The 13248-nt window shown below is 36.1% G+C and carries 11 protein-coding genes and 1 pseudogene; 1 reads left to right on the forward strand and 11 read right to left on the reverse strand.

Annotated elements, in window-relative coordinates:
- Nucleotides 1-60: 60 nt before the first annotated feature.
- The 7 genes and pseudogenes from LC087_RS11280 to secA all read right to left on the reverse strand — a co-directional run bounded on the left by LC087_RS11280 (nucleotide 61) and on the right by secA (nucleotide 8719).
- Entirely contained in the window at nucleotides 61-1299 is a 1239-nt protein-coding gene (locus LC087_RS11280; protein WP_226541588.1) for a murein hydrolase activator EnvC family protein, read from the reverse strand.
- A 125-nt stretch (nucleotides 1300-1424) separates the two neighbouring features.
- Nucleotides 1425-2306 (reverse strand): permease-like cell division protein FtsX, encoded by an 882-nt coding sequence (gene ftsX, locus LC087_RS11285; protein ID WP_226541590.1) that lies wholly within the window; start codon nucleotides 2304-2306, stop codon nucleotides 1425-1427.
- Nucleotides 2299-2985: a cell division ATP-binding protein FtsE gene (gene ftsE, locus LC087_RS11290; RefSeq protein ID WP_226541592.1), complete on the reverse strand. Its 687-nt coding sequence runs from the start codon at nucleotides 2983-2985 to the stop codon at nucleotides 2299-2301. The genes ftsX and ftsE overlap by 8 nt, the downstream gene beginning before the upstream one ends.
- Before the next feature lie 482 nt (nucleotides 2986-3467).
- A complete protein-coding gene (gene cccB, locus LC087_RS11295; protein WP_226541594.1) occupies nucleotides 3468-3821 on the reverse strand; it encodes a cytochrome c551 in 354 nt (117 codons plus the stop codon).
- Between the two features lie 100 nt (nucleotides 3822-3921).
- Nucleotides 3922-4805 (reverse strand): annotated as a pseudogene (locus LC087_RS11300) (YitT family protein).
- A 218-nt stretch (nucleotides 4806-5023) separates the two neighbouring features.
- Nucleotides 5024-6122, reverse strand: a protein-coding gene (gene prfB / locus LC087_RS11305; RefSeq protein ID WP_371932591.1) for a peptide chain release factor 2 whose coding sequence is annotated in 2 segments (ribosomal slippage) — nucleotides 5024-6049 and nucleotides 6051-6122 — 1098 coding nt in all. Because the reading frame shifts where the segments join, the coding sequence is not laid out codon by codon here.
- A gap of 92 nt (nucleotides 6123-6214) precedes the next feature.
- Complete coding sequence (secA, locus tag LC087_RS11310; protein ID WP_226541600.1) at nucleotides 6215-8719, reverse strand: preprotein translocase subunit SecA; 2505 nt, start codon at nucleotides 8717-8719, stop codon at nucleotides 6215-6217.
- Between the two features lie 466 nt (nucleotides 8720-9185).
- Between secA and LC087_RS11315 the strand changes: the two genes are divergently transcribed.
- Nucleotides 9186-9635: a GNAT family N-acetyltransferase gene (locus tag LC087_RS11315; RefSeq protein ID WP_226541602.1), complete on the forward strand. Its 450-nt coding sequence runs from the start codon at nucleotides 9186-9188 to the stop codon at nucleotides 9633-9635.
- A gap of 49 nt (nucleotides 9636-9684) precedes the next feature.
- Here LC087_RS11315 and hpf read toward each other — a convergent pair whose 3' ends face one another.
- From hpf to fliD, 4 genes are all read right to left on the reverse strand, one after another.
- Entirely contained in the window at nucleotides 9685-10239 is a 555-nt protein-coding gene (hpf, locus tag LC087_RS11320; RefSeq protein ID WP_226541605.1) for a ribosome hibernation-promoting factor, HPF/YfiA family, read from the reverse strand.
- 180 nt (nucleotides 10240-10419) lie between these two features.
- A complete protein-coding gene (locus LC087_RS11325) occupies nucleotides 10420-10770 on the reverse strand; it encodes a flagellar protein FliT (RefSeq protein WP_226541607.1) in 351 nt (116 codons plus the stop codon).
- Nucleotides 10770-11171 (reverse strand): flagellar export chaperone FliS, encoded by a 402-nt coding sequence (fliS, locus tag LC087_RS11330; protein ID WP_226541675.1) that lies wholly within the window; start codon nucleotides 11169-11171, stop codon nucleotides 10770-10772. Before fliS ends, LC087_RS11325 begins: the two co-directional genes overlap by 1 nt.
- Before the next feature lie 44 nt (nucleotides 11172-11215).
- The gene (gene fliD, locus LC087_RS11335; RefSeq protein ID WP_226541609.1) at nucleotides 11216-13246 is read right to left on the reverse strand and encodes a flagellar filament capping protein FliD; all 2031 of its coding nucleotides are present in this window, start codon (nucleotides 13244-13246) and stop codon (nucleotides 11216-11218) included.
- Between the last annotated feature and the right edge of the window lie 2 nt (nucleotides 13247-13248).

The following is a 13248-nucleotide window of genomic DNA, read 5'->3' on the forward strand; positions in this document are numbered from 1 at the left end:
CTCAAACCATTCTTGATTACGCAAAAAAGCTTAAGGAGTTATTCCTTAAGCTTTTTCTCTTTATTGTATGAAATCAATTGGGTTAACAGGGTTACCATAGCCACCTACGTGAATTTCAAAGTGTAAATGTGGTCCAGTCGAATATCCCGTGCTTCCCATAATACCAATTGGTTGTCCTTTTGATACAGATTGACCTGCAGAAACCATCGGTGAATCTTTCATATGACCATACAGGGTTACATATTTTTGTCCTCCAATATTATGTGCAATTAACGCCCAATTTCCATATCCACCAGAATTCCAGCCAGCCTCGATCACGGTACCATCAGCTGCAGCGTATATCGCAACGTTAGAAGCACGTGAAGCAATGTCTACACCTTTATGCATTTTTCCCCATCTGTAGCCATATCCTGATGAAAGATAAGTAGCAGCTGATGGCCAAGTCCAGTCTCCACTCGAGATATTAGTTGCCATTGATAGAGTGGAACTACTGCTACTTGAACTAGATGAAGAGCTTGATGAACTAGAACCTTTCTTCGCTTTTACTCTAACTGTTTCTGCTTTCATTGCCGCTTCTTGTTGTTTTAATATCTCTGCTTCGTTTTCTAGTTCATCAATATGACCATGCAAATCCTCTGCTTCTGTCTCAATATCTTTTAGAAGCGCATCTTTTTCTTTTTTCGTCGTCTCTAGTTCAGCTTTTAATTCATCTAATTCTTCTTTTTCAGCTGTAAGCTTTTCTAACTCAATTGTTAATTCCGTTTCTTTTTCTTCTAATAGTTTTTGGTCGGCCACGTGCTCTTCTAAAATACGCTCATCCTCTTCAAGGATCGTAGAAATCATACCCACATTCGAGATAAAATCACTGAAGTTTTTAGAACCTAAAAGTACGTCGATATATTTGACAGCTCCGCCGCTATCTTGAATTGCAACAGCACGTTCTTTTAACAATTCTTCTCGTTGTTCAATTCGTTCCTTTACTTCAACAATTTGTTTTTTTAGCTCTTCAATTTTTTTCTCTGCTTCTGCAATTTTTTCCTCAGTATCGCCAATCTTAGCAGAAACCTCAATCATTTGATTATCGAGTTTTTCAATTTCAGCATTTAATTGTTTTTCTTTTTGTTCTAATTCAGCAAGTTCTGAATTTTTTTGATCTATATTGGATTCAATACTAGAACGTTCATTTTGAATATCTTTTAACGATGACGCAATCGCATCATTACTTAAAGGTATAAGGATGGCACTAGTTCCTAATAAAGTAGCTAAACTCAACGACATAATCTTATTAGATTTTTTCATTGTTTTTCCCCTTTTCCCTATGTATTTAATACTGTAGGAAAACTAGTAGAGAGTATTTTGGTGAATTTCTCTATAGTCTTAATAACTTTAAACACTCTCTACTTTATTTCCTTCAATCTATCAATCTATATTCTTAAAAACTTTCTAATGGACATTAAACTTCCCCAAACACCAATTATGGAACCAATTAACATGATAATACCAGAAACTTGGAAAATAAATGGGTTATAAGGTAAGATCTCATAAAATGTTCCTGCCGTATAATTTGTCAACCATTGATAAACTTTATCATAAGAAGTTAACAATAAAACAACTGGGATGACAGAACCTAATAAACCAAGAAAGATTCCTTCCATTAAAAATGGCCAGCGTATGAACCAGTTGGTAGCCCCAACAAGCTTCATAATTTCAATTTCATGACGACGAGCAAAGATCGTAATCTTAATTGTATTTGAGATTAGAAACATCGCTGTAAAGAGCAACCCAATCACAAGCACACTCCCAACAATTCTTGCATTATCTGTAAAACCAAATAGCTTTTCAACGGTTTCTTCACCATATGTTACTTTAGATACATTTTCTAGTCCCTCTGCTTCTTTAGCTATCACACTAGTATCTTGAGGAACTTTTGGTTTTATAATATAGACATCTTTTAATGGGTTGTTTTGTTCATAAAAGTCAAAGGCATCACCCATCGTCTCTTGTAGTTGCTCAAGCTGTTCATCCTTTGATGAAAAAACAACAGAACTTACTTTATCAATTTCTTGAAGCTCTGTTTTTAACTGTTCAATTTGTTCTTCGTCTGCTGCAGGATCAATTTGCACACTGACTTCAACCTGCTCTTCGACCTTTGACGCAACATGGTTTAAATTAAATATGACAACTAAAAAAGTTCCTACTAATAACAGTGTTACAGTAACGGCCGATATAGAAGCAAATGTCATCCATGCATTTCTTCCTAAACTTTTGATCGACTCCTGAAAATGACGTAGAAGAGTACTAATCATATAAACCATACTCCCCTCTTGTCTCATCTCGAACAATCGTCCCATCTTCAATCGCAATTACACGTTTTTTTAGCGTGTTCACAATCTCCTTATTATGGGTCGCCATCACAACGGTTGTTCCTCGATAATTTATATCTTGTAGTAATCTCATAATCTCCCATGAAGTTGAGGGATCTAAGTTACCAGTCGGCTCATCACATATTAATACTGATGGATTGTTTACAATGGCCCGTGCAATCGACACCCTTTGCTGCTCTCCACCTGACAACTCACTTGGGTAAAATCTAGCTTTATGCTTTATTTGCACTAAGTCTAAAATATCTAGTACTTTTTTTCGTATACTCGCCTTCGATTCTCCAATAACTTCTAAAGCAAAGGCAACGTTTTCATAAGCTGTTAAATTAGGGAGTAATTTAAAGTCTTGAAAGACAACTCCTATTGACCTTCTTAAAAAAGGGACGTTTTTCTCTTTTATTTGTGAAAGGTTCTGTTTTTTTATCGTAATCTCACCTTTAGTGGGTTTGACTTCACGATAAATCATCTTTATAAACGTCGATTTTCCAGCACCACTGGGTCCAACGATATAGACAAATTCACCAGAACGAATCGTAACGCTAAGGTCGCTAATGGCTAACACACCATTTTTATATTTTTTACTTACATTTTTCATTACTATCATTGTTGATCACCTGAAGGATTAATTTTTAGAAGCTGTTCAAGAAGCCTATGATCTTTTTTATCGACTTGTTAAACAATCACTTTTAGGGATCGTATAAGATTTTTTAGCAAATACGAAACTTTTTTAATAACTCAATCGTCTATAGTATTTGATACCATTTGAAGCCTTTTCACAAAAACCATTATACCATCAAATTTCATCAAAAATAGACTTTTTCGTGTTACAATTTCATTTCATTTGTCGGTAAATATTGTTACATTGTTTGACAATTCTATAGAACTCTCTAATTTTTCAACCTAGGTATAATGACCTTGTTATTTTCAAGAACATTGGACGTGACATATTTCGACAAATATCATAAGTAATCATATCGTACTTTTAAACAAAATGGAAGGCTATCTGGATATCACGTTAAAATTTCAGTCATTTACCAAAAAAAAGAACACTCCATGAAACTTTCTCATTAAGTGTTCTTTTTCTCTTTATTTTTTTTCTGCTAACCATTTGGCTAAAGCCTCGGCTTCGGCATCTTCTACTATTCCACCTGGCATTGCCCCTTGTCCGTTCACAATAATGGCTTTAATTTCTTCCTCACTGTATTTAGAGCCAATTCCTTTTAACGTAGGACCTGATGCGCCTTCCAAGTTGTTACCGTGACAACCAAAACAGGTTTGTTTATAAATTTCTTCTGCATCGGACACATCCACCGTATCTGAAGATGAATTTGTCGAATCACTTGATTCAGTACTTTCTTTACTCGAATCATCACCATTACTTCCACAAGCGGATAACAATATAATCATTCCAATAAGGATTAAACTTAACATCTTTTTCATGTTAAGACCCCCTCTTATAAATGGTCTCTCTTAAGAAGGTATTCAAATTTTGTCGCAATCAGAGCAAAGCTAAACACCTTCTACTGAAATTATATCGTATCTACGTCCGTTTGAAACCTTCTCCGAACACCTCATATGCGTCCATAACAACAACAAAAGCTGATGGGTCTATGCTTTTTACTAATTGTTTCAATTTCGTGAACTCTGTTTGGTCCACTACACACATTAATACTGACTTGTTAGAGTCAGTGAACCCCCCCCTTGCGCTTTCAGTTTCGTGACTCCACGATCAATTTCATTCAACAAAGCATGCCGTACCTCTTCTTCTTGGTTAGATATAATCATCGCCGTTTTCGAGCGACTGAATCCAATTTGAACGATATCGATGGTTTTTCCTGTAACATATAATCCTATAAGTGCATATAATCCAGCTTCAATTTCAAAAACAAACGCAGCTGATAAAACAATTAATCCATCGATAATAGCCACGCACGTCCCTAAAGTCAAACCTGTATACTTATGGATGATTTGAGCAACTAGATCAACTCCACCAGTAGAGGCATTCCCTCTAAAAACAAGTCCTAATCCTAATCCAACACCTATTCCACCAAAAAGAGCCCCTAGCAAAGGTGTTTCTGTCGCAGGTTGAATATCTTTCGTTACTATAACCACAAAAGGGAGAAATAACGTTCCTACTAGAGAACGAAATCCAAATTGTTTACCAAGAAAAAGAACACCTAAAAGAAAGAGTGGAATATTTAATGCCCATTGAACATAACCTGGCTCCCACCCGTATAGTTCTTCTAATATAATACTGATTCCACTAACGCCACCTGAAGCAACATTATTTGGTTGTAAAAACAAATTGAATGAAATGGCTACAATACTGGAACCGATAAGAATATAGATAATTTGAAAAACAAGCAGTAACCATTTATCTTCTGGTTTATCCAGAAATGGCGTTTTTCTTTTATTTCTTTTCATTCATTATGTACCTCCGTCTATGCAAGTCCTCAAGCAGTATATCACCAACAACTTCATGGTGTAAATAACATTGGTATAACGCATTAATAGCTTAAAGAGGTTGTTCAAACCTCATAAAACACAACTGTTAGATTGTTATAGTTTTCTTCAAGATTGCGAAAATAAACCAAAAAACCTAGTTACCGTGTTATAGTAACTAGGCTTCTTTGTTTGATTCGTTAAATTCTTGAGCGAAGATAAGCATCTATGAATGGATCAAGGTCTCCATCCATTACCGCTTGTGTATTGCCTATTTCTACATTTGTTCGATGATCTTTTACCATCGAATAAGGGTGGAAAACATAGGAACGAATCTGGCTTCCCCAGCCAATCTCTTTTTGCTCTCCTCTGATTTCATCTAACTCTTGTTGCTGCTCTTCAATTTTTCTTTGATAAAGCTTAGATTTTAATGTTTTCATCGCTTTTTCTCGGTTTTTTATTTGCGAGCGTTCTGTTTGACATGTAACCACGATATTGGTTGGCAAATGCGTGATCCGCACTGCTGAATCAGTCGTATTAACGTGCTGACCTCCAGCTCCACTAGAACGATAGGTATCGATTTTTAAATCATCGGTACGAATATCGATCTCAATCTCTTCATTAAATTCAGGCATTACTTCACAAGAAACAAAGGAAGTGTGACGACGGCCTGAAGAGTCAAAAGGAGAAATACGAACTAGACGATGTACCCCTTTTTCAGCTTTTAAATAACCATAGGCATTATGTCCTTTAAGAAGTAAAGTCACACTTTTAATCCCTGCTTCATCTCCAGGGAGATAATCCAGTGTCTCTACTTTAAAGCCTTTCTTCTCTCCCCATCGAGTATACATACGAAGAAGCATGGAACCCCAATCTTGGGACTCTGTCCCTCCTGCACCTGGGTGAAGCTCTAAAATAGCATTATTTTTATCATGAGGGTCACTTAACAATAATTCTAGCTCAAAGGCATTCATATCATTAGTTAAAGAAGTTAATTCCTCTTCTAATTCAGTTTGAAGATCTTCATCCTCTTCTTCTTTTAACAATTCTAACGAAACTTCTATGTTTTCATAGCGACTGTTTAAGTCATTAAATTGGTTGACTTGCTCCTTTAAACTGTTTGCCTCATTTATGACTGTTTGAGCTGCGTTTTGATCATCCCAAAAGTCAGGTGCCGTCATATCATGGTCTAATTGTTCGATTCGTGTCTGTTTTGTTTCTAAGTCAAAGAGACCCCCTAAAGTCTTCTAGTCGTTTTTCCATTTTTTCTAATTCATTACGGATATCTGCTAATTCCATTATTACACCTCTATTATTTTTATACTAAAGGATCTTAGGTCTGAACCACTTAAAATAAAAGATAACCGGACAGATGACTGTCCGGAACATGATCATTGACCATGACATTGTTTATATTTTTTCCCACTTCCACAAGGACAAGGATCGTTTCTACCTACCATCACTTTTTTTCGAACAGGTTGCTTTTTCGCCTTGTCCTCTCCATCTTTCGGCTGAACAGCCTCACCTTTAGCGACTTCTTGTCGTTCAAGATTCTTTTGTATTTGTGCTTTCATAATATACTTAGAAACGTCTTCTTGAATAGCCGCAACCATGTTTTCAAACATGGAGTACCCTTCCATTCGGTACTCTCGAAGTGGATCATTTTGACCATAGGCTCTTAAATGAATTCCTTGACGAAGCTGATCCATCGTATCAATATGTTCCATCCACTTAGAGTCTACTGCTCGAAGAACAACCACTCGTTCAAATTCCCGCATTTGTTCTTCCCCAAATGATTCTTCTTTCTCATCATAGGTATGTTTTACTTTTTCCCAAACTACTTCAACGATTTCATCAGGTTCTTTCCCTCGAACATCGTTTAATTGCAGAGCACCTTCAGATAGAAGATTAATGTTGAACCATTCAACAAGTCCATCTAGGTTCCAGTCTTCAGGTAATTCTTCAGCCGTATACAGTCCGACTTTATTTTCAATCGTGCCATGAATCATCTCTTCAACGCTCTCTCGTAAGTTTTCTGAAGAAATGACATCAAAACGTTGTTTATAAATAATTTCCCTTTGCTCTCGTAACACATCATCATATTGCAAAAGTTGTTTACGAGCGTCAAAGTTATTGCCTTCCACACGTTTTTGAGCAGATTCGACAGCTTTAGAAACCATCTTACTTCGTATAGGTTGAGTATCATCCATTCCTAAACGATCCATCATATTCATCATGCTATCTGAACCAAATCGGCGCATGAGTTCATCTTCCATCGATAAATAAAATTGAGTGATACCAGGATCTCCTTGACGTCCAGAACGACCACGAAGCTGATTATCAATCCTTCTTGATTCATGACGTTCAGTCCCAACAACAGCTAATCCACCAATTTCTTTTACACCTTCACCAAGCTTAATGTCAGTTCCACGACCGGCCATATTCGTTGCAATCGTAACTGCTCCTTTTTGACCTGCTTCTTCAATAATTTCTGCTTCACTTGCATGTTGTTTCGCATTTAAAACATGGTGTGGAATCTTACGTTTTTTTAATAACGTTGAAATTAGTTCTGATGTTTCAACAGCGACTGTACCGACAAGAACTGGCTGACCAAGATCATGCCTTTGAGCAATCTCTTCAACCACTGCATTGAACTTCCCTTCCATTGTCCTGTAAACTAAATCGGAACGATCATCTCGAACAATGGGTCTATTGGTGGGAATAGCAACTACTTGCATATTATAAATATTACGGAATTCCTCTTCTTCCGTTTTTGCCGTACCCGTCATACCTGAAAGCTTTCCATACATTCTAAAATAGTTTTGGAATGTAATTGTAGCTAAAGTCATACTTTCATTTTGAATGGTCAATCCTTCTTTTGCTTCTATCGCTTGGTGCAATCCGTCGCTATAGCGTCGACCTTTCATTAAACGACCTGTAAAGGAGTCAACAATGACGACTTCCTCTTCTTGAACGACATAATCAACATCCTTTTGCATAACAAACTGTGCCTTTAAAGCATTATTCAAATGATGATTAAGGGCAACATGTGATAGATCGAATAAATTTTCAATCCCGAAAGCTTTTTCCGCTTTTGTAATACCTTCTTCTGTTAATTGAACAGCTTTTGTTTTTTCATCAAATGAAAAGTCTTCTTCCTTATTTAAGGTGCGAATAAAAGCATTTGCTTGCAAATAAAGTTTCGTTGATTTCGCTGCTTGTCCAGATATGATAAGCGGTGTTCTCGCTTCATCAATTAAAATCGAGTCAACTTCATCGATAACGGCAAAGTGAAGAGGACGTTGAACCATTTGTTCTTTATAAAGAACCATATTGTCACGTAAATAATCAAACCCTAGTTCATTATTAGTTGAATACGTGATATCAGCTGCATAGGCTTCTCTTTTGGCATCTTTATCAAGACCGTTAAAATTAAGGCCAACCGTTAATCCTAAATACTGAAATAGTTCCCCCATTTCTTCTGCATCACGCTTCGCTAAATAATCATTCACAGTCACAACGTGAACGCCTTTTTGAGTAAGCGCGTTTAAATAAACAGGCATGGTAGAAGTTAAAGTTTTACCTTCCCCTGTTTTCATCTCTGCAATATTACCATCATGAAGGGCCATACCACCGATTAATTGAACACGGTAAGGATAAAGACCTAATACACGCTTTGCCGCTTCACGAACAACAGCAAAGGCTTCAAAAAGAATGTCATCAAGGGATTCCCCTTTTTCAATTCGTTCCCGAAAATAAGGCGTTTTCTTCTGCAATTCAGAGTCAGAAAGACCTTCCATCTCTTTGGCAAATGCCTCAATCTTGTCTGCCATTTTTTCATATCGATTTAACGTACGCTTATTAAAATCAAACACTTTATTTAACATACCAAGCATTGTAAACGCTCCTCTTTATGGTGCTAATATCACTCTATTTTAAAAGATCTTTACCCTTAATTTTTTAATAGTGTGTTCAAAAAGTAGAGGAAAAAAGGGCGCTGAAGAACGAGGCGGAGTAGCTTTGAGCACTCACAGTGTATGTACAGTATGGTTCACGGGCTAAGAACGTCCCCATCCTAGGGACAACACCCGTGCTAGCCAATCCTGGCGTCGGAGTGTCGGAAAAGCAAACCAACAAAGTTATTCATCCGACATTTTTTTAGGACTTTTTGAACAACCTCTTAAAGGAAAAGAATCTTTTTGAAAATAACAAAATTTCCATTACACTAACCTACATTTTAACACTATTCAAATAAGAGGACAACATAGAATCATTTTAAAGAAACGTACATTTAAGAACACACAGCTTCTTCTATCTCTGCTATAATAAACAAATCTACTAAGTAAAGAAAGTTGTGATTGAATGAGTAACCATAATGTAACGATTGTTGAATTAAACTCAGAGAACTGGTACGACTGCTGTCAATTAGACATATCAGTTGAACAAAAAGCTTTTATTGAATCAAATGCAGTCTCAATTGCTCAATCCAAATTTCAACCTACATTAAAACCGTATGCTATATACGACAATGACCAAGTGGTAGGTTTCTTAATGTTTAACTCAGAAAAAGAAGAACTAGATGGCTACTGGATCTATAGAATTATGATTGATCAAAAATACCAAAACAAAGGTCTCGGAAAAATAGCAAGTCAACAGATGTTTGAGGAGATGAAAAATCTACTTAATGCAAATAAAATTATTGTAGGTTATCATCCCGAAAATTTAGGGGCACACCAATTATACAAAAGTTTAGGCTTTGTTGATGAGGGACATCGATTCGGTAAGGAAATGGCCGTTATAAAATATATTTAATTTTGTAAAAACCCCTTGGACTAATAATCCAAGGGGTTACTTATTTAAATTATTCAGTTGGTTCAATTAAACCGTACCTGCCATCTTTTCTTACATAAACAACATTTGTTTTGTTTGTTTCTGCGTTAGTGAAAACGAAGAAGTTGTGACCTAACATATTCATTTGTAGAATTGCTTCTTCACTATCCATTGGTTTTAAATTAAACCTTTTTGTACGAACGACTTCCATTTTGTCGTCCTCTTCTTCCTTTACTCCACCATTTCCATTACTATTATTTAAAAAGAACTTTCCGTTCTCTTGATCTCGTAATTTACGGTTCACCTTCGTTTTATGCTTTCTAATTTGACGCTCAAGCTTATCCGTTACTAGGTCAACGGCTGCGTACATATCCGCATGATGTTCTTCAGCTCGAAGAACAAGTTGTTTCATAGGAACCGTTACTTCCACCTTAGATTCCTTATCATTATAAAATTTCAAATTAACATTTGCATTCGCATTCAGTTCTTGATCAAAGTAACGCTCAAGCTTACCTATTTTCTTTTCTACATGCTCCTTTAAAGCTGGGGTTACCTCAATATTTTCTCCTCTGACGTTATAGTTCATGTCTGTGTTCCTCCTTTATTAAGGATATGTAAACTTATTTCTATCGTTCCCTCTTAAATTCCTGCCTAAACAAAAAAATCTTGTGTCCAAATTGTGAAAAATGTTGAAAAGTAACGAAAAACCACGGAATTTCTGGGGAATTGAGACTCAAAAAACATAGGAGCTTATCCTATGCTTCAACTATTGTCTCTTATCATAGAAGACACCGTCAACCGTCTTCTGATTATATGGGTTTCGATAATTTTTCGAATATGCTTGAGTCTTCTTTACACTCAATAAATCCTTTTGCACCATTACCTTCATTTTTTCTATTTTTATCTGTAGTTCATCATTCATTTTGATGATCTCTCTCCCGAGCTTCTTTTCTTCCCTCGTAAAGTTTTCCTTAAGCTGAGGAAACACGTTTTCTCTTTCAAGTAGTAAGTTTTCCACTTCAATCATCTTTTCACTTCGATTTTTAGGAGTAATATCTTTAGTAGCAACTAACAGCCTTTTAGTGATTTCGTACAATTTACTAACGCTTTCGCTCACTACACTCGACCACCTTGTGTGTATATTTGCTGGCGATTTTCTACTATGACTTGCTTCCACGTATCCCTTAGATCAACAATTAAGCCTTGAACCTCTTCTAATATTGTGACATCGTTATGTACGTTCGCTTCTAATAATCTACGATTCATATAATCATATAAAGAGGCCAAGTTGCCTGAAATGGAGATGTCATCATTTAACGTATTTGTTAGCTCGTTGATAATTTTTTGTGCTTTTTGTAGATTGATATTTTTATTTTCAATTTGATTATTTTCGATTGATATTTTAGCGATATTAATAAACTTCAAGCATCCATTATATAACATGAGCGTTAACTCTCCTGGAGAGGCGGTACTCACACTATTTTCTTTGTACGCTTCATATGGATTTATCACAAAGATCCCCCTATCAAAACAGATGATTGTATTTTGGTGTAACGAATCACTTAAGATTCACTACTAAAATAGTTGTATAAATACTCCATCTGTGAATTTGCTTTTTGGATCGCTTTTTCCATAGCCGTAAACTGGCTCCAATAACGTTCTTCTATTGTTTCTAACCTATCCTCCCAAGTATCAATCGCGTCTTCCACATCCACAATACTATTCCCAATAGTATAAGAGCTTTGCACAGATAAAGAAGTACCTGCCTTATCCACTAGCAAAGAATACGCATTTGTTAACCGATCATATACACGTTGCATAATCCCTTGATTACCATATGCGTCATCACTAGCTGTAAAAAGATTATAAATAGACTGAGGATCATTTTCGATCGCCTCTTTTAACTGATCTTCATCAATCTTAAGTTTCCCTCCTTCTAAATAGTTAGAGGTCGTCGTAATGCCTAATTCAGATAACTGGTTATATTGAGAAGAGACGACATCATCCTTTACTTCTGTATACATGTCTATCCGCAATTGACTTAGTAGATTAGATAAAGTAGAATCATTTCGGATAACACCACTCTTTGCTAATTCGTCCCACTTTTCTTGCTGCGTCTCTGTTAATTCTGCTCGTTCACCGTCTGTTAGAGGCTCATAATCGGAATATTTCTCTTCAGAGAGCTTGCTATTTATTTCTTCAATCAATTTATTATATTCTTCGACAAAGTTTTTTATATTTTCAAATACAGCATTCGTATCGTTTGAAACTCCAATGGAAACAGATTGATCCGTAAATTGGCTCTTTAATGTAAACGTTACTCCATTAATTGTAAACGTGTTTGAAGGCCTTGATGTCTCTAAACCATTCACTGTAAACATAGCATTTGTTCCACCTTGCTCTACCGTTTCACCTAATTGGAGAATCTTTTCAAAAAATGCTCCTTCTCCAACAATTTCATCCCCATCAAGAAAGTCACCTGTTTGAGAACGAGTGAAGGAAACCTTATCAGAAGATTCATCATAAAAAGCGGTTACGCCAACATCAGATTTATTCAGTTTGCTGATGACGTTATTTAACGATTCATCTCCTGTAACAAAAAACGTTTCTTCAATATCTCCTGATTTTGAAGCTGTTTTTAAACTGAATTGAGAATAATATTGTTGATATTCAACCAGAATACTCTTACCTTCTTCAACGAAACCTTCTGTAAAAGTAATCAGACCTTCTTGTTCATCAACTGTACCTAAAACTGCACCTTCACTATTAACAAACTGACCATCTTCAGAAAGATTATATGTAATACCATCATAAGTGACTTTCATGAGAGAATCGTTACTTACATCCATAAATGGTGACGATAGTTTCCATTCTGTTTGCTCAGCAGTTATTTCACTTTTCTCGATTCTTTTATCCGTAATAAAATCAACTTCAATCTTGCTTCCTTCATCAATTTCCTCACCGAATGTAAGCTTTCCATCACTACTCATGATGACTTCACCGCTCTGTGGCTCACCTGAAGAGACTACAGTATATCTTTTCCCATCTACTTTCACCTGAAAATTCTCAGTATCAACCACTACACGGTCTTCAATCGTTAATTGAAATTCTTTACCTTCTGAATCAACATCTATATACTCGTTTCTAACAGATCCTTTTTGCCAATCAAAGTCTCCGTTTTTAAATTCATCTTTAATGTCGTATAAAGATGAATCCGCATCAATCTGATTTTCACTACTTGAAGATAACCGCTCTTTACTGTTTCTTGTAGCAGCTGTAGCAAGCTGAGTAACAGATGAAACCGTATAAGAGGATGCATCCGCACGGCTAGAAGCAGTTGCCGTAACTAAATTGCTATTTGACGATGTTGTTGTTCTCACTAAATAATTTTTTGACAACTTTAGATCGGAAACTTTGCTTCGAAAGTCGTATATTAGTGAGTTCATCTCACGATACGCGTCACGCTTCCATTCCAGCGTCTGCTTTTCTCGATAATATTTATTAACCTTATAGCTCTCGGCCTTGACTAACTCTTTAACCATTGATTCTGTGTCCATACCACTAGCTAAACCACTGATTCGTAACGTACTCATAC

This window comes from Bacillus carboniphilus (genome assembly GCF_020524035.2).
Lineage (GTDB): Bacteria > Bacillota > Bacilli > Bacillales > JAIVKR01 > Bacillus_CC.